19 protein-coding genes are annotated in these 21453 nt (G+C 60.6%); 8 read left to right on the top strand and 11 right to left on the bottom strand.

What is annotated here, in order from left to right; genetic code table 11:
* The first annotated feature begins 5 nt into the window (after positions 1 to 5).
* Both ACMXYJ_RS21660 and ligD read left to right on the top strand, forming a co-directional pair.
* Positions 6 to 1001, top strand: a complete 996-nt coding sequence (locus ACMXYJ_RS21660) for a methyltransferase (RefSeq protein ID WP_415756843.1) — start codon at positions 6 to 8, stop codon at positions 999 to 1001.
* Positions 998 to 3583, top strand: coding sequence for a DNA ligase D (gene ligD / locus ACMXYJ_RS21655; RefSeq protein WP_415756842.1), 2586 nt, complete (start codon positions 998 to 1000; stop codon positions 3581 to 3583). Before ACMXYJ_RS21660 ends, ligD begins: the two co-directional genes overlap by 4 nt.
* A 120-nt stretch (positions 3584 to 3703) precedes the next feature.
* Here the strand turns inward: ligD and ACMXYJ_RS21650 are convergent, their stop codons facing one another.
* The 5 genes from ACMXYJ_RS21650 to ACMXYJ_RS21630 form a co-directional block, all read right to left on the bottom strand.
* The gene (locus ACMXYJ_RS21650; RefSeq protein WP_415756841.1) at positions 3704 to 4378 is read right to left on the bottom strand and encodes a DUF3313 domain-containing protein; all 675 of its coding nucleotides are present in this window, start codon (positions 4376 to 4378) and stop codon (positions 3704 to 3706) included.
* Between the two features lie 49 nt (positions 4379 to 4427).
* Positions 4428 to 5696, bottom strand: a complete 1269-nt coding sequence (locus ACMXYJ_RS21645; protein WP_415756840.1) for an OmpP1/FadL family transporter — start codon at positions 5694 to 5696, stop codon at positions 4428 to 4430.
* 69 nt (positions 5697 to 5765) lie between these two features.
* On the bottom strand, positions 5766 to 7382 hold the full coding sequence (locus ACMXYJ_RS21640) for an arylsulfatase (RefSeq protein WP_415756839.1): 1617 nt from the start codon (positions 7380 to 7382) through the stop codon (positions 5766 to 5768).
* 290 nt (positions 7383 to 7672) lie between these two features.
* Positions 7673 to 7954 (bottom strand): DUF3303 domain-containing protein, encoded by a 282-nt coding sequence (locus ACMXYJ_RS21635; protein WP_415756838.1) that lies wholly within the window; start codon positions 7952 to 7954, stop codon positions 7673 to 7675.
* Between the two features lie 229 nt (positions 7955 to 8183).
* Entirely contained in the window at positions 8184 to 8585 is a 402-nt protein-coding gene (locus tag ACMXYJ_RS21630) for a hypothetical protein (protein ID WP_415756837.1), read from the bottom strand.
* Positions 8586 to 8703: 118 nt separating this feature from the next.
* On the opposite strand from ACMXYJ_RS21630, the gene ACMXYJ_RS21625 reads away from it, so the two are divergent.
* The 5 genes from ACMXYJ_RS21625 to ACMXYJ_RS21605 all read left to right on the top strand — a co-directional run bounded on the left by ACMXYJ_RS21625 (position 8704) and on the right by ACMXYJ_RS21605 (position 11519).
* Positions 8704 to 9474, top strand: coding sequence for a DUF2092 domain-containing protein (locus ACMXYJ_RS21625; protein WP_415756836.1), 771 nt, complete (start codon positions 8704 to 8706; stop codon positions 9472 to 9474).
* A 1-nt stretch (position 9475) separates the two neighbouring features.
* Positions 9476 to 10123, top strand: coding sequence for a hypothetical protein (locus ACMXYJ_RS21620; protein WP_415756835.1), 648 nt, complete (start codon positions 9476 to 9478; stop codon positions 10121 to 10123).
* A gap of 46 nt (positions 10124 to 10169) precedes the next feature.
* Complete coding sequence (locus tag ACMXYJ_RS21615) at positions 10170 to 10562, top strand: GFA family protein (RefSeq protein ID WP_415756834.1); 393 nt, start codon at positions 10170 to 10172, stop codon at positions 10560 to 10562.
* A 33-nt stretch (positions 10563 to 10595) separates the two neighbouring features.
* Entirely contained in the window at positions 10596 to 11054 is a 459-nt protein-coding gene (locus ACMXYJ_RS21610; RefSeq protein WP_415756833.1) for a metallophosphoesterase family protein, read from the top strand.
* 84 nt (positions 11055 to 11138) lie between these two features.
* Positions 11139 to 11519 (top strand): RidA family protein, encoded by a 381-nt coding sequence (locus ACMXYJ_RS21605; RefSeq protein ID WP_415756832.1) that lies wholly within the window; start codon positions 11139 to 11141, stop codon positions 11517 to 11519.
* Positions 11520 to 11635: 116 nt separating this feature from the next.
* Here the strand turns inward: ACMXYJ_RS21605 and lipA are convergent, their stop codons facing one another.
* The 6 genes from lipA to ACMXYJ_RS21575 all read right to left on the bottom strand — a co-directional run bounded on the left by lipA (position 11636) and on the right by ACMXYJ_RS21575 (position 20272).
* A complete protein-coding gene (gene lipA, locus ACMXYJ_RS21600; protein WP_415756831.1) occupies positions 11636 to 12652 on the bottom strand; it encodes a lipoyl synthase in 1017 nt (338 codons plus the stop codon).
* 50 nt (positions 12653 to 12702) lie between these two features.
* The gene (glyA, locus tag ACMXYJ_RS21595; RefSeq protein ID WP_415756830.1) at positions 12703 to 13959 is read right to left on the bottom strand and encodes a serine hydroxymethyltransferase; all 1257 of its coding nucleotides are present in this window, start codon (positions 13957 to 13959) and stop codon (positions 12703 to 12705) included.
* 160 nt (positions 13960 to 14119) lie between these two features.
* Positions 14120 to 16969, bottom strand: coding sequence for an aminomethyl-transferring glycine dehydrogenase (gcvP, locus tag ACMXYJ_RS21590; protein ID WP_415756829.1), 2850 nt, complete (start codon positions 16967 to 16969; stop codon positions 14120 to 14122).
* Positions 16970 to 16979: 10 nt separating this feature from the next.
* On the bottom strand, positions 16980 to 17357 hold the full coding sequence (gene gcvH, locus ACMXYJ_RS21585; RefSeq protein ID WP_415756828.1) for a glycine cleavage system protein GcvH: 378 nt from the start codon (positions 17355 to 17357) through the stop codon (positions 16980 to 16982).
* Positions 17358 to 17791: 434 nt separating this feature from the next.
* Positions 17792 to 19300, bottom strand: a complete 1509-nt coding sequence (locus ACMXYJ_RS21580) for a sigma-54-dependent transcriptional regulator (RefSeq protein WP_415756827.1) — start codon at positions 19298 to 19300, stop codon at positions 17792 to 17794.
* 57 nt (positions 19301 to 19357) lie between these two features.
* On the bottom strand, positions 19358 to 20272 hold the full coding sequence (locus tag ACMXYJ_RS21575) for a LysR family transcriptional regulator (protein ID WP_415756826.1): 915 nt from the start codon (positions 20270 to 20272) through the stop codon (positions 19358 to 19360).
* Between the two features lie 151 nt (positions 20273 to 20423).
* Here ACMXYJ_RS21575 and speB point away from each other — a divergent pair, with 151 nt between their 5' ends.
* A complete protein-coding gene (speB, locus tag ACMXYJ_RS21570) occupies positions 20424 to 21428 on the top strand; it encodes an agmatinase (RefSeq protein WP_095132840.1) in 1005 nt (334 codons plus the stop codon).
* Positions 21429 to 21453 lie beyond the last annotated feature (25 nt).

The raw sequence follows: 21453 nt of genomic DNA, 5'->3' as shown, positions 1-21453 counted from the left end.
CCGTCATGAATCAGGAAGAACACCTTGGCGCCGCCGATCTGGCCTTGTTGCAACTGGGGCGCCGCCTGCAGGCCGACGGTTACCGTTTCATCACGCCAACGCCGCTCACCCATCAGCGGGTCAATGATCGCGTCTTCGGGCAAAGCGCCCGGACCCTGCGCGAAGTATTTGGCTGGTCGCGGTGGTTTGAGCCCGGTCTGTTGTCGGTGGATGAGCAGCGGCAGCTGCAACAGGCAGGCGTCCTCGAGGAATGCAATGGTCGACTGAAAAGTCATGTGCGCTGGTCAAGCCTCGATGACCTGTTGTTCGTGCATTCGGGTTACCCCACTGATGCCGCTGACGCGGTGTTCTTCGGCCCCGACACTTATCGTTTTGCACAACTGATTCATACCCATCTGCAACAGAGCTTCGCGCCGATCAGACGCGTCGTGGACATCGGCTGCGGCGCGGGTGTCGGAGCGATTGTGATTGCCCGCGCGCGCCGTGAAGCCGAAGTGCTGGCCGTCGACATCAACCCGTTGGCGTTGCGCATGACGGCAGTCAATACCGCGCTCGCCGAGGTGGCTAACGTCAGTATCGAGGCCAGTGATGTGCTGCAAGACGTCGACGGCCAATTCGACTTGATCGTCGCCAATCCGCCCTACATGGCCGACCCGACCGAGCGCGCTTACCGGCACGGCGGCGGCGAGCTTGGTGCGCAGTTGTCGATGCGCATTGTCGAGCAAGCCCTGTATCGCTTGGCCCCCGGTGGCTCCCTGGTGCTGTACACCGGCGTGGCGATGATCGATGGCCTCGACCCGTTTCTGGATGCGGTGACGCCGCGTCTGGAGTCGCCAATGTTCGGCTGGACCTACCACGAACTCGACCCCGATGTGTTCGGTGAAGAACTGTTGACCCCTGGCTATCAGCGGGTGGAACGAATTGCTGTCGTTGCCCTGATTGTCACGCGTATCGGCCCAGGCATCGGAGGCACCGTGACCTCGTCAGCAGGTGCGCCATGACCAGGAGCCTGGACGATTACAATCGCATGCGCGATTTTTCGGCGACCTCTGAACCGGCCGCGGGTAAACGTTCGGGCAAAAAAACCGCGAAAGACCATGCCTTGCAGTTCTGCATCCAGAAGCACGACGCCTCGCGCCTGCATTACGACTTTCGCCTGGAGCTCGATGGCGCACTGAAAAGCTGGGCAGTGCCCAAAGGCCCGTCACTGGACCCCAAGGTCAAGCGCCTGGCGGTGCACGTCGAGGACCATCCGATTGATTACGCCACCTTCGAGGGCAGCATCCCCGAAGGGCATTACGGCGCCGGCGAGGTGATTGTCTGGGACCGGGGGGTATGGATTCCTCAGGACGATCCGGCCGAGGCTTACGCCAAGGGCAAGCTCAAATTCGAGCTAAAGGGCGAGAAGCTCGGCGGCCTGTGGAACCTGGTGCGCACGCACATGCCGGGGAAGCAGGAGCAATGGTTTCTGATCAAGCATCAGGACGGCGCGGCCAAACCCGAAAGCGATTACGACGTGGTCGCCGCCGAGCCCGACAGCGTGCTCAGTGACCGGACCATCGTTGCCAAAAAGGCGAAGACTGCTGCCAAACCCGTCAAAAAACCCGCCGCCCCGGTGCACAAGGAAAAGCCGGCGCCATTGACGGGCGCGCGCAAAGCCAGATTGCCGGAGCTGCTCAAACCGGAACTGGCGACGCTGGTAGAAAAGGCCCCGGGCGGCGAGTGGAGCTATGAGATCAAGTTCGATGGCTATCGGATCATGGCACGCATCGACCACGACGAAGTCAAGCTCTTCACCCGCAACGGCCACGACTGGACCCACAAACTGCCCAGGCAAGCGGAGGCGTTGGCGGCGCTAGGCCTCGAATCCGCCTGGCTCGACGGGGAAATGGTGGTCGCCGACGAGCAGGGCGTGCCGGACTTCCAGGCCTTGCAAAACGCCTTCGACTCGGGCCGCAGCGGCAACATCGTCTACTACCTGTTCGACATGCCTTACCTCAACGGCGTGGACTTGCGCGAGGTGCCTGTCGAGGAGCGAAGGGTTGCGCTGTCAACCGTGCTCAACCCCAACAAAGATCCGCTGCTGCGCTTCTCCGATGCCTTTAGCGAAGAACCGGAAGCGCTGCTCAACAGCGCCTGCCAAATGCAGATGGAAGGGCTGATCGGCAAGCGTCTGGGCACGCCTTACGTGTCGCGACGCAGCAGCGACTGGATCAAGCTCAAGTGCAAGCATCGGCAGGAATTTGTGGTTGTCGGCTTCACCGACCCGAAAGGCTCGCGCAATGCCTTTGGTGCGCTGCTGCTGGGATTGCATGAGCGCGACAGCGGTGAGTTGCGTTACGCGGGCAAGGTCGGCACCGGGTTCAACGAGACGACGCTGAAGCGAATCTACGAGCAACTGAAACCGTTGCAGACCAAAAAAATTTCAGTGATCAACCCGCCGAGCGGGTTTGACGCCAAGGGAGTGCACTGGCTCAAGCCCACGTTGCTGGCTGAGGTCGCTTTTGCCGAAATGACCAAGGAAGGTTCCGTCCGCCACGCGGTGTTCCATGGCCTGCGTGACGACAAACCTGCCGAAGACATTACCGAGGAGCGTCCGAAAGCCGTGAAGACTTCAGCCGCGAAAAAAACCACTGCCGAAAAACCTTCCACCGCTGCGAAAAAGAAAGCCGCGCCCGCGCCCTCGCAAATCGGCCTCGGCGAGGGCAAGGTCCGGATCACTCACCCGGACCGGGTGATCGACGCCAGCAGCGGCACCACCAAAGTGCAATTGGCGGAGTATTACGCCAGCGTCGCCGAATGGATTTTGCCCGAGCTCAAGGACCGGCCCGTGGCGCTGGTGCGTGCTCCGGACGGCATCGCCGGCGAACTGTTTTTCCAGAAGAACGCCGAGCGCCTGGCCATTCCGGGGATCACCACCCTGGACAAGGCACTCACCGGCCAACCGGTGATGATCATCAACAACGCCGAGGCCCTGATCGGCGCCGTGCAGATGAGCACCGTCGAGTTGCACACGTGGAACGCCACCTCGGACAACCTCGACAAACCCGACCGCTTCGTCCTCGACCTCGACCCGGACCCGGCGCTGCCCTGGAAAAGCATGGTCGAGGCGACTCAACTGACCCTCTCGGTACTCGATGAACTGGGGCTCAAGGCGTTCCTCAAGACCAGCGGCGGCAAAGGTATTCACCTGGTGGTGCCACTGACCCGCAAGCTGGGCTGGGATGAGGTGAAGGACTTCAGCCACGCGATTGTCAGCCACATGGCCAAGTTGCTGCCGGAGCGTTTTTCTGCGGTGTCGGGACCGAAGAACCGGGTAGGGCGGATCTTCATCGATTACCTGCGCAACGGCCTTGGCGCCACGACCATCTGTGCCTACGCCGTGCGCACCCGCGAAGGGTTGCCGGTGTCGGTGCCGATCTTTCGCGAAGAGGTGGGCGAGCTCAAAGGTGGCAATCAGTGGAACGTGCACACTGTGCATGAACGCCTGGCCGAGGTCGGTGACGAGCCTTGGGCGGACCTGAAGAAAACCCGTCAGTCGATTACCGCCGAGATGCGGCGGCGGGTCGGGATGAAAAAATAGCGGTTGGGGTGAACGCGGTCGGTGTAGGAGCTGGCGAAGCCTGCGATCTTGGCGATGGGTGTTACACCGACAAAATCAAGATCAAAAGATCGCAGCCTGCGGCAGCTCCTACAAGGGGGGTTACTTGATAAATGCCTGTAGGTCACTGGTCAGCTTGTCGATCGCCACTTTGAAATCCTTGGTGGTGATCTTCTGGCTGGCGTTTTCCAGTGTGCTGCCAAAGACTTTGCGCACGACTTTGGCCACGGTCTGGTTATTACTGGCGTCGATGAATTCGGCCTCGATGAACAGTGTGGTGTCCTGATCGCGGTGACCACTGGCAGCGGAAACACCCCCCACGACCGCAGCAACCGGCACTACTTCATACCACTTCATGCCTTCGTTTTCGGCACTCACCCCGGTGATCGCCGCGCGCATGATCAAGGTTTTTGAACCGGCCGGCGCTGATTTCGCGCTCGTTACCACCCGATACTTCTGGCCCAGCACGCCTTTGGCCTTGCTGGTCATGTAGCTCTGCAACTCGTCCAGGGTTTGCTGGTTCACCCGCTCAGTGGGCTTGGGCGCCGGGTAAAGCTCCAGCTTGTTGAAGGCCACGGTGTTATAGGCATCTGGATTCCAGGACGGGCTCACCCAGCGCATGGCTGTTTCGCCGCTGGTGGTGGTGACCTGCTGCAAGTTGTTGTAGTTGGACAGGAAACCGGAATACTGCTCACGCTCGGTGACTTTCGAGGTGCAACCGCCGAGCAGCAGGCTGGCCAGCGCAGCGCCAATAAACAGTTTTCGGGACACGTTCATAGTGGTGTTTGCTCCATGGGTTAAATCGTTTTTTTTCGATAGCAGGGCATCAGAAGCGCCAGGTCATGTTGCCGGTCAAGGCCTGAATCCAGGCATTGTCGAACTCTCCGGAAGTTCGAGTACCCGACGTGGATTTGGTCTGGTCCACTGGCATATCCCCCAACCAGACCATGGCCCAGCTGACATTAATGTCGGTGACCTTGTTCAGAGCATAGGTGGCTCCGGCCGCAATGCGCCAGGATTCGCCCATGGGAACGGTAAAAGTTCGATTTCCGTCCGAAACGGCACTGCTGTCGTACGCCACGCCGATGTTCCACAGCAGTTGTGGTGTGGCCTGATACTGCGCGCCGAGCGCCAGTTGCCAGGTGTCTTTGAAATGGGCGTCGACCGTCGTCGATTGAGCGCCAAACGCGGCGGTGTCGACTTGCACCGCGATATCGCCAAACTCTGACCAGTCCTGCCAGTTGATCGAGGCCAGCAGGGCCCATTGCGGGTCGAGTTGCTGGAACAGACTCAGCGTTGCAGTTTGCGGCACGGTCATGTCGAGTTGGGTGTTCAGCCCGTCCAGGCGCTCCAGCGCGGGCCCGTCGCCTTTGACGTCCAGCCCGTCCTCGAACTCGAGATCGACCTTGCTGGTGTAGGCAAGGCCGATGCGGGTGCCGGGTTGCGGGGCATAGATCACCCCCACGTTCGCGCCGAAACCCCAATCGTTGTCCTTGTATTTGAATTGGCCGTCGCTGCGGTCGGTGAAGCCGAAAGGCGAGCGGTCGATCGCGGTTTGGGCTTGCAGCATGCCGTACATGGCTTTCACGCCGACGCCCACCGACCATTGCTCGTTAAAGCGATAAGCCACGCTGGGCACGAAAGACAAACCGGCGAGGCTGGCGTTTTGCGCGAAGTAACGCCCGGACCAGTCGTTGTCGTAATTGGCCGCCAGGCCAAAGTCAGCGTACTGGCCGAAGCCAATGCTCCAGTGGTCATCGAATTGATGGCTGACGAAGAAGCTGCCACCGGGAATCGGGTCGAGGGCGTTGCCACTACCAGTGCCGGTGCCGTTGGTGTTTGAGTCACGATCGAAGCTCAGGTCGCCGTAGAGAACCTGCAAACCACCGGTGATCTGTGTGCCAGGCAGATAACTCATGCCGGCCGGGTTACTTGCGATGGTCGAGGGGCCTTGAGCCCGGGCGGCGGCACCGGCGTTGGCCAGGCCGGCGTTATCGGTGCCGATTTCATAGAGCATGATGCCGCCAGCGTAAGCGTGCTGACTGCACAGGGCGCACAGGGTAATGGCGGGCAGGGCGGATGTTTTTATCTGCATGGGATCACCTCAGCAAATGTCCGTCATGAGCGCGGGTGGCGAGCGCTGGCCACCCGCGAATTCAACTGCTTACTTGCCCATGGCCGCCCGGGCCGCTTCGATCTTGGCTTTGACTGCTTCGAGGTTGAAGCTCGCGCCTTTTTGCATGGGCGGGAACTCAACCGCTGTTTCAGCCAGTTTGACCACCTGCTGCTGAACAAACACGAAGCGCCAGAACTGGAATTTGAACCACTCGAAATACTCCAGCGAGCCATTGGCCGCCATGTTTTCCGGCCACCCGGCGCGTTCGAACGGGTCGAGGCGCAGGTTGGTCAGGATCGGCATGTCCAGCGTGGTTTTTGCCCCCAGCCAGCCACCGGGCTGGTCAATGAAGCGGTACTTGAAGTCATCGATACGGATTGCGCCCAGCGTGCTTTCGCCGAAGTAGAAGATCTCATGGCGATTCGACGGACCTTTGCCAGTGATCATGGGTGTCTGGTCATAGCCGTCCAGGTGCACTTTGTAAGTGGTATCACCCAGTTGTTTGCCCTTGAGCAGTTCTGCAGTGATGTTCGGGTTGCCCGCCGCCGCGACCAGGGTCGGGAACCAGTCCATGCCTGACATGATGCCGTTGGCCACCTGGTTGGCAGGTACCTTGCCCGGCCAGCGAATGATTGCCGGAGCCCGGAAACCACCTTCCATCACCGTACCTTTACCCATGGCAAACGGCGTGGTGCCGCCATCCGGCCAGGTAAAGTTTTCAGCGCCGTTGTCCGTGGTGAAAATCACGATGGTGTTGTCATCCATGCCGTCTTTTTTCAGCTTGGCCATCACGTCGCCGACGATGTCGTCGATCTGCGCCATGCCGGCTTCCTGTTCCGACCAGCCATTTTGCGCGTTGCGCATTGCTTCGTACTTGTCGGAGAGGTGAGTGACGATGTGCATGCGGGTCGGGTTGAGCCACAGGAAGAACGGTTTGTTGTCCTGCTTGGCTTTGTCGATGAAGGTGAAGGCTTTGTCGCGAATCTCGTCGTCGACGGTTTTCATCCGCTCCGGATAGAGGGTGCCGGCGTCTTCGATTTTCTGTTTGCCGACCTTGCCCCAGCGCGGCATCACGGTCGTGTCGTCAGTCGTCGTGGCCCAGCTGTGAACCATGTTCCGTGGGCCGACGGTGGCTAGAAGATCTTGCGGATAATTGGGGTGCGCCGGATCTTCCATGGCGTCCAGGTGATAGAGATAGCCGAAGAACTCGTCGAAACCATGCACGGTCGGCAGGAATTCGTTCAAGTCGCCCAGGTGGTTCTTGCCGAACTGGCCGGTGGCGTAACCCATGGACTTGAGTGTGGTGGCGATGGTGACCGCTTCGGCGGGAATACCAATGGGAGAACCGGCCTGCCCGACAGTGGTCATCCCGGTACGGATCGGCAGTTCGCCGGTAATGAAGTTGGCGCGTCCGGCGGTACAACTGGCCTCGGCGTAGTAGTCGGTGAAACGCATGCCTTCAGCCGCGAGCTGGTCGAGGTTGGGGGTTCGACCGGCCATCATGCCCTGGTTGTAGACACCGATATTGGACCAGCCAATATCGTCTCCCATGATGACAACAATGTTGGGGACTGTTTTGTCGGCTGCTTGAGTGAGGCCGGGAACAACCATTGCAGCCAACAGTACTGATACAGCGAACGCCGAGGATAACGTTGTCCGGTTCATGTCGAGCTCCTGCGCACTAGCGTTAGTACTCTGAGACGAGCCCCCAACCGCCCACGAAAAATTGGATCCCCCGCGATGAGCGTAGGTACGAATTGTGAAATATCCAGTCATTTGTTTTTCGGCCGCAGGCCTTTGTTTCATGGGCTTTACAGTTGGGTCGTGGATTCGGATGATTGCTGACACTTCAACCAGACGAATTTCTCAATCCGTGCCTGGACCGGCCATAGGGAATGTGTTGTTAGACGTGCGGGAGGGCATGAGGCGGCGAGCCCGGCTCGCCACCCCAACGACTATTGCTTGCGGACAGCGGCCGCCAGCAGCGGCGCTATCTGTTCATCGGTCAGTGCCGCCTGGACCTCCATGGTCATGAGGTCGCTCCATTCCAGCACCCACTTCTGAATGGCCACCGGATCACTGGCCTCTGCCACGCCAAAACCGGTGGCGCCACCGACGGCGTGCCAGCGTCCCAGCATTTTGACGTCAGCGGGTGGCGCCCCCCCGGTCTTGAGGAAACGCTCGATCGCGCTGTTACGATTTGCCGAACTGATAGACCAACTGACTATGAATAACATTGGCCACCTCCTGCTACGGATTGGCACCTGTTGCTCTTCGCGTACCTGGCGGGTGCCGGGACCACGGTCACGCTTGAGTGTCCAGCTTCATCCCTGACTGGCTTGAAACCAATGCTCCCATGAGAAGGCATAGCAGCGGCCAAGGCTCTGCGTATGACCGCTGATCCTGTTTCGTTGCATGGCAATGAATTTTGCTGGTGCTTCGAGGACGATGTTCATGGGGCTGATTTCACGCATCGCGCAACAGGTCGTTGGCGTTGAGCAGCTCGTAGGCAATCTCCGGGCGTTTCTCCAGTGCGCGACGAATCGCGGCCGGGATCGATTGACGGGTCTTGCGGCATAGCCCCGGTTGTTCGCCGAGGTTGATACCGATGCCGCGCATGGTGCGTACTTCGTTGAAGCTGGGGAGGATGTCCACGCGGATGCCCAACTGTTCATACATCCGCCGTTGCAGACGCTCGAGGTCACTCAGGCTCTGGAGGTTTTCCAGGCGTTCGATCAGGCGCTTTTCTTCCGAACGGGTCAGAAACAGGATGCGCACGTCCGCACCCGGTGTTTCCAACAACGGGTCACGCCCGCAGTCGCAGGCGCCGGGCGGGCAGGGTTGGCGGATCGGAGGCGTGGTGGTCATGGGGTTCAATCATAGAGTGCTGCAATCGGGTTTGCCCATAGGGTTTTGAGCCCCTCTGGCGAACGGGTCACGCCGGGTCTAGGCTTAAGAGTCGTGCCAAGGCCAAGGAGCGGGATCAATGAAAGCCAACGCGAGTGTTTTCTGCCTGTTGTTCACCCTTGCGCTGGCCCCGGGCGCGCGTGCCGACGATCCGCCAACACCGGACGCCACTCCGACGATCAACCCGCAAGTGGTCGATAAACTCATCGATATGGGCAACCACCTGCGCGGCTTGCCGACGTTTCAGGTCGACGCCGAAGTGTCCCGGGATATCGTTCTGGAGTCTGGTCAGAAGATCAAGACCGAGGCTTCTACTGTCCTGAAAGTGGTGGGTCGCGATCGGATGTATGCCAAGACGGAAGGCGATGTTCGAACGCGAGAGTTCTTCTACAACGGCAAGAAGCTGACCCAGTATTCACCGTTCCTCAAGTACTACACCACCGTGGATGCGCCACCTGACGTCTCCGATACGCTGCACTTGATAGAAAACCATTACGGGATTCAGGTGCCCATGGAGGACCTGTTTCTGTTTGGCAGCGATCAGGCACAGATCGATGCGCTGAAAGAGGCGCTGTACGTCGGCCCGTCGACGATCAAGGGACAACTGTGTGATCACCTGGCCTTTCGGCAGGAGGGCGTTGACTGGCAGTTGTGGATCACCCGATCCGACAAGCCGCTGCCGTGCAAACTGGTGATCACTACCACCGATGAACCGGGTTTTCCGGAATACAGCGCGGTGTATCGCTGGAACCTGAAGCCGGGCATCAAGGACTCGATCTTCACCTTCGCACCGCGTAAGGGCGATGTGGCGATTCCTATGAAGAAAGCCAGTGATCAGGGAGGGGAATGACATGAGCAGGACGATGTCGTGGAGCCTGTTGTTATCGCTCGTAACCACCTCGGTACTGACGCTGAGCCTGGTCACTTATGTGGATGCCCGACCTCAGCGCGCCCAAGGGCACGCCAGGGCATCGGTCAATCGTGCGCCGCCGCCCAGTGCCCAAAGGGCTCAGCGCGTCAACACCGGCAATACCGCGCAACGCGCTGCCAACGTCAATGCGGGCAACAGAGTCAATACCGCAGATCGGGCCAATACCGGCAACAGAGTCAATTCTGGAAATCGGGTCAATGCTGGCAACACAGTCAACTCTGGCAATCGGGCCAATACCGCAAACACGGTCGGCAACCGAACCAACGTCAACAACAGCAACCGTAACGTCAACATCGACAACAGTCGCGACGTGGACATCGACGTAGACGGGAATGGCCGCTATGGCTACGACGATCACTACCATCCGATCGCCACGGCGGCGGCTGTCACCGCAACGGTCGCAGTGACAGCGGCGGTGGTCGGATCGATCTTCACGCCAGCGCAATTGCCCCCCAGTTGCGTGCAAGTCATCCAGTACAACACGGCTTACATGCAGTGCGGTTCCACCTGGTATCAACCGCAGTATCAGGGCAGCGATGTGACGTATGTCGTGGTGAATGCGCCTTGAGTCGGGGGATCACGTTCCGACCGCTTGATTTTAGAGGAGACGCAGCATGGAGCGATTCACGGGTGGTTGCCTGTGCGGCAACGTCCGAATTGAGGCGTCGGGACTGCCATACCGGGTCGGCCTTTGTCATTGTCTCGACTGCCGCAAGCATCATGGGGCGCTTTTTCACGCTTCTGCGATATTCCCTCAGAGTGCGGTGACGATCGAAGGCGAAACACGCGACTACGCCGGGCGGTTTTTCTGTCCCCGCTGCGGCTCGTCCGTTTTTGCGCACACCGACGACGAAATCGAAGTGAACCTGGGGTCCCTGGATGCCCCTGACCAACTGATGCCAACCTACGAAAGCTGGACCGTGCGTCGAGAGTCCTGGTTGCCGCCGTTTCCGCTCACCAGACGATACGAGCGCGACCGTGACGCCACGGGTCGCTTTGAGAAGTAGGTGCCGATGCTTGAACCGGGTCTGGAGCGCTGCATGAAAGTCGGCGTGATTTCCGATACCCATGGCTTGCTCCGCGCTGAAGCCCTTGCTGCACTGCAGGGTTGTGAACGGATTATTCACGCGGGCGACATCGGCAAACCCGAAATTCTCGAACAACTGGCATCAATAGCCCCGCTGCATGTGGTCCGCGGGAACAATGATCTGGACGCCCTGTGGGCGGAAAATCTCGCCGACAGCCTATGTTTCGACCTGAACGGATGGCCGACCTTGCTGGTACATGACAGTGCCGATGTCCCTGCTGTGCTTGATGCGGGCATAAGGCTGGTGATCACCGGCCATTCGCACAAGCCCCGCATAGAATGGCGCGGCGAACAGCTCTACCTCAATCCCGGCAGCGCGGGACGCCGGCGCTTCAAGCTGCCGGTGACGCTGGCTCTGCTTGAGGTGTTTGAGACCTCAATTGAGCCGCGTCTGATCTCGCTAGTGGAATGAGCTACCGACCTGGGCGTTCCACACTGAGTTTTCCAGTCGCTATATACTCGACAGCCTCTTTACCCCCTCAAGCAAGAGATCCCCATGGCAAACCACGACCTCACCTTCCTCCCCGATGCTGATCCGGATTCCATCTCCTCGGATGTTGCCGGTTTCGGCGGCCTGCTGGTCTCCACTCAAATCCCCACCCGCGCCGACGGCAGCCTGGAACTGGGCGACATCACCCTGCAGAGCGAATGCACGTTGCAGGCGCTCAAGGTTGCGCTGGAGCACGCCGGCAGTTCCATGGACCGGGTTCTGCATCTGACCATCTACCTCACCGACATGACCGATCGCGCCGCCTTCAACGAGGTCTACCAGCGCTTCTTCGCCAAACCCTGGCCAGTTCGGGCCGCCGTTGGCGTGGCCTCTCTGGCGGTTGAAGGCATGCGTGTGGAAGTCACCGCGATGGCGGCCAAGGGCTGAGTCTGCGGACCTGTCCGGCGGTCCCACTCAACGAGCGGGCACCACCGGGCGGGTTGGCAAAATGAGTTGACAGTCGTTTACACCCACAGAAGAGCGCAACGCACGGCGTGAAGCTTTCAATGGGGGGCGAATCCAGCAGTAAGTAGGCAATCCACAGTGTTCGTTGCTCCCTGAACTTGTTGGTCAGCATGGTAGGACGAGCGCACCAGCGGACCGGACGCAACGTTCTTGAAGCCCATCCGCGTGCCTTCCTCGGCGAACCAGGCGAACACGTCCGGGTGCACGAAACGCTGGACCGGCAAGTGACTGCGAGACGGTTGCAGGTACTGGCCGAGGGTGAGCATGTCGACATCGTGCTCACGCATGCGCTGCATGACTTCGATGACTTCCTCGTCGGTCTCGCCAAGGCCCAGCATCAGGCCGGATTTGGTGGGTACACGCGGGACCATTAGCTTGAACTTCTGCAGCAGATCCAGTGACCACTCGAAATCCGAACCTGGCCGTGCGGCTTTGTACAGGCGCGGGACGGTCTCCAGATTATGGTTGAACACATCGGGTGGCTCAGTGGCGGTAATCGCCAGGGCGACGTCCATCCGGCCACGGTAATCCGGCACCAGGGTTTCCAGTTGCACGCCCGGCGACAGCTTGCGGATTTCGCGCAGGCAATCGACGAAATGCTGGGCGCCGCCGTCGCGCAAGTCGTCGCGGTCCACCGAGGTGATCACCACGTACTTCAGGCGCAGGTCGGCGATGGCCACGGCGAGGTTCATCGGTTCTTCGGCGTCCAGCGGTTTTGGCCGGCCGTGGCCGACGTCGCAGAACGGGCAACGGCGGGTACAGATGTCACCCATGATCATGAAGGTCGCCGTGCCACCGGAAAAACATTCGCCCAGGTTCGGGCAGGAGGCTTCTTCACAGACGCTGTGCAGCTTGTGTTTGCGCAGCAGCTGTTTGATCCGGTCGACCTCGGGGGAGATCGGAATGCGTACGCGAATCCAGTCGGGTTTGCGTGGGAACTCATCGGTCGGGATGATCTTCACCGGAATTCGCGCGACCTTTTCTGCACCGCGCAGTTTGACCCCGACTTCCATTTTTACCGGTGCTTTGCCGGTCGATTCCACCACTTCGCTCATGTCATTTTTCCTTTGGCGCGAGCGGGAGGGGTTGACCCTCCCGCTGCGGATCAATCGCGGTAGACAGGGAAGTCAGAGCACATCGCGGCAGCCTGTCTGGCGACGTTGGCCTCGACATCGGCATCACCGAGGTGATCGAGGATGTCGCAGATCCAGCCCGCCAGCTCGATGCTCTGGGCTTCCTTGAACCCACGGCTGGTGATCGCCGGCGTACCGATGCGCAGGCCGGAGGTCACGAACGGCGATTGCGGATCGTTCGGTACGGCGTTCTTGTTCACCGTGATACCGGCACGGCCAAGGGCGGCGTCGGCGTCTTTGCCGGTCAGGCCCTGACGAATCAGGCTGACCAGGAACAGGTGGTTGTCGGTACCGCCCGACACGACGTCGTAGCCTCGATCAATAAAGACCTTGGCCATCGCCTGGGCGTTGCGGATCACTTGCGTCTGATAGGTCTTGAACGCTGGTTCCAGCGCTTCTTTGAAGCACACCGCCTTGGCGGCGATCACGTGCATCAACGGGCCACCCTGACCGCCGGGGAACACCGCTGAGTTGAGTTTTTTCTCCAGTTCCGGATTGGCCTTGGCCAGGATCAGGCCGCCGCGCGGACCGCGCAGGGTTTTGTGGGTTGTGGTGGTGACGACATCGGCAAAGGGAATCGGGTTCGGGTACAGACCGGTCGCCACCAGCCCGGCAACGTGGGCCATATCAACAAATAGGTAAGCGCCGACCTTGTCGGCAATCGCCCGGAAGCGCGGGAAGTCCAGGGTCTTTGAATAGGCGGAGAAGCCGGCGATGATCATTTTCGGCTGGTGCTCGACGGCCAGACGTTCGACTTCGTCGTAGTCGATCAGCCCGGTCGCGGTGTCGATACCGTACTGAACGGCGTTATACAACTTGCCAGAAAAGCTGACTTTGGCGCCGTGGGTCAGGTGACCGCCGTGGGCCAGGCTCATGCCCAACACGGTGTCGCCGGCTTGCAGCAACGCCAGATAGACCGCTGCGTTCGCCTGGCTGCCGGAGTGCGGCTGGACGTTGGCGTAATCGGCGCCGAACAGCTGTTTGGCGCGGTCGATGGCCAATTGTTCGACCACATCGACGTGTTCGCAGCCGCCGTAATAGCGCTTGCCCGGATAGCCTTCGGCGTACTTGTTGGTCAGGCCGCTGCCTTGCGCCTCCATCACCCGTTGGCTGGTGTAGTTTTCCGAAGCGATCAGCTCGATGTGGTGCTCTTGCCGTGCGTCTTCGGCGTTCATCGCCGCCAGCAGTTCGTCGTCGTAGCCTTTGATCTGGTCGTGCTTGCTGAACATGGTGGAGTCCTCTTTTTGTTCGCTGGATGAGCTGACGTGCACCTGTAGGAGCTGTCGAGTGAAACGAGGCTGCGATCTTTTGATTTTGTTTTTAAACATCAACGTCAAAAGATCGCAGCCTCGTTTCACTCGACAGCTCCTACAGGGTTATGCGTTGTTCTCAGGCGTAGTCGGCGATCGACGGGCAGGCGCAGATCAGGTTGCGATCACCAAACACGTTGTCGACGCGACCGACCGGTGGCCAGTATTTGGCGTCGATCAAGGTTTCGAGTGGGTAAACGGCTTGCTCACGGCTGTACGGATGGGTCCACTCGCCGACGATTTCCGCCGCGGTGTGCGGGGCGTTTTTCAGCGGGTTGTCGTCCTTGTCCAGGGTGCCGTTTTCCACTGCGCGGATTTCTTCGCGGATGCGGATCATGGCGTCGCAGAAGCGGTCCAGTTCTTCCTTGGATTCGCTTTCGGTCGGCTCGATCATCAGCGTGCCGGCGACCGGGAACGACATGGTCGGGGCGTGGAAGCCGAAGTCGATCAGGCGCTTGGCGACGTCATCGACGCTGATGCCGCTGCTGTCTTTCAACGGGCGCAGATCGAGGATGCATTCATGCGCCACCAGGCCGTTGCTGCCGGTGTACAGCACCGGGTAGTGCTCTTCGAGGCGACGGGAAATGTAGTTGGCGTTGAGGATCGCCAGTTGCGAAGCACGTTTCAGACCCGCGCCACCCATCATCCGAATGTACATCCAGGTGATCGGCAGAATGCTCGCGCTGCCGAACGGTGCCGCGCAGACCGCGCCTTCCTTGCGTTCCATCTGCGCGTGGCCCGGCAGGAACGGCGTCAGGTGCGACTTCACGCCAATCGGGCCGACGCCCGGGCCGCCACCGCCGTGCGGGATGCAGAAGGTTTTGTGCAGGTTCAGGTGGCTCACGTCGCCGCCGAACTTGCCCGGCGCGCAGAGGCCGACCATGGCGTTCATGTTGGCGCCGTCGATGTACACCTGGCCGCCGTGGTCATGAATGATGCCGCAGATTTCGCGGATGCCTTCCTCGAACACGCCGTGGGTCGAGGGGTAGGTGATCATCAGCGCGGCGAGGTGTTCGCGGTGCTCGATGGCCTTGGCGCGCAGGTCTTCAATGTCGACGTTGCCACGGGCATCGCACGCGGTGACGACCACGCGCATGCCGGCCATGTTGGCGGTGGCCGGGTTGGTGCCGTGGGCGGACGAGGGGATCAGGCAGATGTCGCGACGGTCTTCGCCACGGCTCTGGTGATAGGCACGAATCGCCAGCAGACCGGCGTATTCCCCTTGCGAACCGGCGTTCGGTTGCAGCGAGATCGCGTCGTAACCGGTGGCGGCGCAGAGCATCGCTTCCAGTTCGTCGGTCAGTTGCTGGTAACCGGCGCTTTGCGCGGCCGGGGCGAACGGGTGCAGGGCACCGAACTCGGCCCAGGTCACCGGGATCATTTCGCTGGCGGCGTTGAGTTTCATGGTGCAGGAACCCAGCGGGATCATGGTGCGATCCAGCGCCAGGTCCTTGTCGGCGAGCTTGCGCAGGTAGCGCATCAGCTCGGTTTCCGAGTGATAACGGTTGAACACCGGGTGGCTGAGGATCGGCGACTGGCGCATCAGCGCGGCCGGGATCGTGCTGACCACCGAAGCGGCGAGGGCGGCGAAGTCCGGCAGGGTTTGGCCGTCGGCCAACAGGGCCCATAGGGTTTCCACGTCGGCTTGCGAGGTGGTTTCGTCGAGAGACAGGCCCAGACGTTCGGCATCGACCACGCGCAGGTTGATCTGCTGGGCGCGCGCCTGATCGTGCAGCTTGGCGGTGTTGGCGCCGGTGTTCAGGGTCAGGGTGTCGAAGAAGTTTTCTTGCTCGACGTTCAGACCGATTTTTTTCAAGCCTGTAGCCAGAATCGCGGTCAGGTGATGCACGCGATTGGCGATCTGGGTCAGGCCTTTCGGGCCGTGGTACACGGCGTACATGCTGGCGATGTTGGCCAGCAGCACTTGCGCGGTACAGATGTTCGACGTGGCCTTCTCGCGACGGATGTGTTGTTCGCGGGTCTGCATCGCCAGGCGCAGCGCCGGCTTGCCGAAACGGTCGACGGACACGCCGACCAGACGGCCCGGCATGTCGCGCTTGAATGCGTCCTTGGTGGAGAAGTACGCCGCGTGCGGGCCACCGAAGCCCAGCGGCACGCCGAAACGTTGTGCGCTGCCGATGGCCACGTCGGCACCGAATTCGCCCGGCGGGGTGAGCACGGTCAGGGCCAGCAGGTCGGCGGCGACCGCCACCAGCGCATTGGCGGCGTGGAAGCGTTCGGTCAGCTCGCGGTAATCGAAGACGTCACCGTTGCTCGCCGGGTATTGCAGCAGGGCGCCGAAGAACGGCGTCACGTCAGTCAGTTCAAGTTCGTCGCCAACCACCACATCGATGCCCAACGGCTCGGCCCGGGTGCGCAGCACGTCGAGGGTTTGCGGGTGGCAATGCACGGAGGCGAAAAAGGCGTGGCTGCCCTTGTTCTTGCTCAGGCGTTTGCAGAAGGTCATGGCTTCGGCGGCGGCGGTGGCTTCATCCAGCAGCGAGGCGTTGGCAATCGGCAGGCCGGTGAGGTCGCTGATCAGGGTTTGGAAGTTGAGCAGCGCTTCGAGACGGCCCTGGGAAATTTCTGGTTGGTACGGGGTGTAGGCGGTGTACCAGGCCGGGTTTTCCAGCAGGTTGCGCAGGATCGGCGACGGCGTGTGGGTGCCGTAGTAGCCCTGGCCGATGTAGGTCTTGAACAGCTGGTTTTTGCCGGCGATGGACTTGATCAAGGCCAGGGCATCGGCTTCGCTCAGGCCGTCTTCGAGGCCGAGGACGCTGGTGCCCTTGATGCTGTCGGGGATGACGCTGGCGCTCAGGGCTTCCAGCGAGTCGAAGCCGAGGCTGTTGAGCATGGCTTGCTCATCAAAGGCGCGCGGGCCGATGTGGCGGGCGATGAATTCGTTGCGGGTGTCGAGGAGGGTGGTCATACGCAAATCCTCAAGCGTCGTCATTGGTCAGGCGCTCGTAAGCGGCCTGGTCGAGCAGGGCGTCCATCGCGGTGGCGTCGCTCGGGCGCATACGGAAGAACCAGCCTTCACCCAGGGCGTCTTCGTTGATCAATTCGGGAGAGCTTTCCAGCGTCGAATTCACTTCGACCACTTCGCCGTCCAGCGGCATGTACACGCTGCTGGCAGCTTTCACCGACTCCAGCACCGCCACCTCATCGCCAGCGCCGAAGGTGCGCAATTCAGGCACTTGAACGAAGACCACGTCACCCAACGCTTGCTGGGCATACGCGGTGATACCCACGGTGATCAGGCCATCGCTCTCAAGACGCAACCATTCGTGATCGACGGTAAAACGCAATTCGCTCATATCAACTCCTCATTGTTCAGACTCATCCACTGCTGGTGGCGGATGACGATGGGCAGGCTCGTGCCGGGCAACGAGCGTGGCTTGAGGGTTGATAGCAAGGGTGGTGCCAATGTTGTTTAGTCGTTGTAAATCAACTGGTTGAGATGTTTTTAGACGAGTGAGTGAAGCGTGTCTGTATTGAAATCAATACGGCAACTCAGTGAGGAAGGGGTGAAGCCCGGGCCAGACAGGTCGAGAGGGTTTTGTCTTGAATTCGATACGGTGTATCGATTTGCAGACATTTGTGCTTGATGCATTTCCCCTGTGGGAGCGAGCTTGCTCGCGATGGCGGTGTATCAGTCGAAATCAATGGTGACTGACATACCGCCATCGCGAGCAAGCTCGCTCCCACAGGGGTTAAGTGTTGGTGATGGGATTGTGTTTCGGCATTGGCTTCATTGCTTGTTCGGAATTCCGTATTTACGCAACCGAACGGCAATCGCGCTGTGGGAAGTTTGCAGGCGGGCGGCGAGTAAACGGCTGGACGGATAACTGCTGTAGAGCTGTTCCAGCAGGTTCTTTTCAAACGATTCGACGGCATCTTCCAGGCTGCCAACCTCACCGTCGTTTCGCCGCTCCACGGCCGTTCTGGCGATGTCGAGGTCGTCGATGTCCACCAGCGGATTTTCGCAAATGGCGGCGGCGCGAAAAATCACGTTTTGCAGTTGTCGCACGTTGCCCGGCCAGCGGTTGCCGAGCAGCGCCGGATAGGTCCCGGGCGCCAGTCGGCAGACCGGACGCTGGATCTGCGCGCAAGCCTGCTGCATGAAGTGGTTGGCCATCAACAGGATGTCGTGGCCGCGCTCGCGCAACGGCGGTACTTGCAGATTGAGCACATTCAGGCGGTAGAAAAGATCTTCGCGAAAGCTGCCTTCGCTGACCATTTTTTCCAGGTCACGGTGAGTCGCGCTGAGGACCCGCACGTTGACCCTGACCTCACGATCGCCACCCACTCGACGGAAGCAGCCATCGCTTAAAAAGCGCAGCAACTTGGCTTGCAGGTAGGGCGACATTTCACCGACCTCGTCGAGGAACACCGTGCCTTGGTCGGCCAGTTCCAGCAGGCCGAGTTTGCCACCCCGTTGTGCGCCGGTGAAGGCGCCCGCGGCATAGCCGAACAGCTCGCTTTCGGCGAGGCTCTCCGGCAGTGCCGCGCAATTCAGGGCCAGGAAGGGCGAGTCATGCCGGGCGCTGATCGCGTGGCAGGCACGCGCCACCAACTCTTTGCCGGTGCCGGTTTCGCCCTGAATCAGCAACGGTGCATCGAGCGTTGCAACACGCTGGGCGCGGGCCTTGAGGGTCCGAATCGCCGGCGATTCGCCCAGCAACGCATCAAAACCTTCGGCATGGTCATGATGCAGCGCCGAGAGGCGTTCACCGATGCGGTTCGGGTGATACAGGGTCAGCAGGGCGCCGGCATCGGTGATCGGCATGGCGTCCAGCAGCAGTGTCTGGCCTGCGAGGCTGACCTCGTGCATGGGCAGGCGATAACCGTGTTCGATCAACGTCTGTTGTAAGGAGGGATCATCGAAGAGTGCCGTCAGCGGTTCACCGGCGGGCTCCCGGCCGCACAGCGAAATCAGCGCCGGGTTGGCGAGCAGCACATGTCCGCGCTCATCCACCGCCAACACCGGGTCGGTGCTGGCCGCCAGCAAGGCATCGAGTTGCAAGCGTCGGCGCTGCCCCGGGAGGATGTCGACCATCGTCACCGCTTGCACGCCCTGGACGCCGAGAAAGGCCTCACGCAACTCCTCCAGCACATCGGCGCCGAGGGTCGGGGCATCGATGTAAACGTTGGGCGGCACCATCTCGACGGCATCCAGATTAAAACGGCGTCCACCGAGCAGGGCCAGCACTTCCTGGGTGATGCCGACGCGGTCGATGAAGGTGACGTGGATGCGCATAGGTGGCCTGCATGGGTTGCGAAACAGAATGAGTATGACCGGCACGCGCCGTGTCTGTCAGGTGGTGCCGGTGGTGCGCGAACAGGCGGCCAGATCCTCAAGGAACGCCTGAAGGATCGGCGGCGGGGCAGTGCCGCGTCGGGTGATCACGTCGAACGGCGACATCAGTTGCAGGCTCGTCGGTGCCAGTTGGTGCATCTCGCCGGTCTTGATCCACTGGGCTGCGAAGTGCATTGGCAGGAAGCCCAGATAAGCGCCGGAGATCAGCAGAATCGCCAGTGCTTCGATGTTGTCCACGGTCGCGGCAGCTTTGCTCACGCCCAGGTGCTCCAGGTCGTATTGCTGCATGTAGCCCCTGACCACAATCCGGCTCGCGGCAATCTCTTCGAGCAGTTCGTCGCCCTCGGTCTTGCTGCCATACAGCGGATGCCGCCGCCCGCAATACAACCCCAATGCTTCCTGATACAGCGGCGAGTGCAACAGCCCCGGAACGTGAATCGGGAAATGCCCGATGGCCAGGTGCAGTCGACCGTCGAGTACGCGTTCTTCCAGTTCGGCGGGGGTGCCCACGTACACGTTCAGGTGCACGTCATGGCCTCTGGATACGAAGCGCTGGGTGGTGCGCGGCAGCGGTGAATCGGGGTCGGTAATGGTGGTGTCGATGATCCCCAGATTGAGCTTGCCGCTGATGTGCTGCTTGAGCACGTCGGCGTCCATGCAGAAATTCTCGACCGCCGAGAGCAGGCGCTGAGTGGCTTCGTGGATCGCCACGCCTTGCTCGGTCAGACGAAAGCCGCTGCGCCCGCGCTGACAGAGCTTGACCCCCAGCCGGGTTTCCAGATGAGTCATCTGTTCGCTGATGGTTGACTGGCCGGCATTCAACGCCGCCTGCGCGGCAGAGAAACCGCCGCACCTGACAATCGTGGCAAACACCCTGAGCAATTTCAGATCGACATCGTGCAGCTGGATCACCTTGAACCTCCTGCGTGTGGATGCATCGGTAATGCCGATATGAGTATCTGATGTTTAGCATTTTTTCCACGAAAACCTGCGCCCATAGTCATTCCAACGGCGGTCGCCTTCCAAGTCCGCTAGCTGATAACAAGAATTGGAGATGCCTGAAATGTCGAACAACGGTTATGAATCCGGTCGCCTGAACCTGCCATTCGTGGGTCACTGCACCTTTGGAAAATCCCCGGTGTGCACCGATTGGGATGCACTGGATGCGGACGTGGCGGTCCTCGGCGTGCCCAACGACATGGGCACCCAGTGGCGTTCCGGCGCACGCTTCGGACCACGCGGCATTCGTGAGGCATCGACCCTGTTTTCCTTCGGCCATGCCGGCGCCTATGACCACGAAGATGACGTCATGTACCTGACCGCCGCCGACGTGCGCATGGTCGACGTAGGTGATGCCGACATCGTGCACACCGACATGGTCACCAGTAACGAGAACACCGAGTACGCCGTCCGCAAGATTCTGGATGCCGGTGTCATGCCGGTTGTACTCGGTGGCGATCATTCGGTTCACGCCCCGGTGATCAAGGCGTTCGAGGGCCGCGGCCCGATCCACATCATCCACTTCGATGCGCACCTGGACTTCGTCGACGAGCGCCACGGTGTTCGCTACGGCCATGGCAACCCGCTGCGCCGCGCGTCCGAAATGAACCACATCGTTGGCATGACCCAGATGGGCATCCGCAACGTGTCGTCGTCCAATCGCGATGACTATGAAGCCGCCCACGCGGCCGGCTCGAAGATCCTTTCGGTCCGTGATGTGCGCCGCCTCGGCGTCGAAGGTGTGCTGGCGTTGATCCCGCAGAACATCAACTACTACATCACCATCGACATCGACGGTTTCGACCCGTCCATCGCCCCTGGCACCGGCACCCCAAGTCACGGCGGCTTCCTTTATTACGAAGTGCTGGAAATCATCCAGGCCCTGGCCAAACGCAGCCAAGGCAACATCGTTGGCATGGACCTGGTCGAGGTTGCACCGGTCTATGACCCTTCCGGCATGACCTCGATTCTGGCGGCGCAACTGCTGCTCAACAGCATCGGTTTCATCTTCCACGAGCGGGCTCAAGCACGGAACGCCATGAGTGAAACCACCACGGCCACGGCGTGATCTGAGCGCCGCACAGAGGGAATGA

The sequence above is a fragment of the Pseudomonas arabinosi genome, assembly GCF_047758675.1.
Lineage (GTDB): Bacteria > Pseudomonadota > Gammaproteobacteria > Pseudomonadales > Pseudomonadaceae > Aquipseudomonas > Aquipseudomonas arabinosi.
The sequence above is the reverse complement of the archived record's forward strand: the minus strand, read 5'-3'. Positions and strand labels throughout refer to the sequence as shown.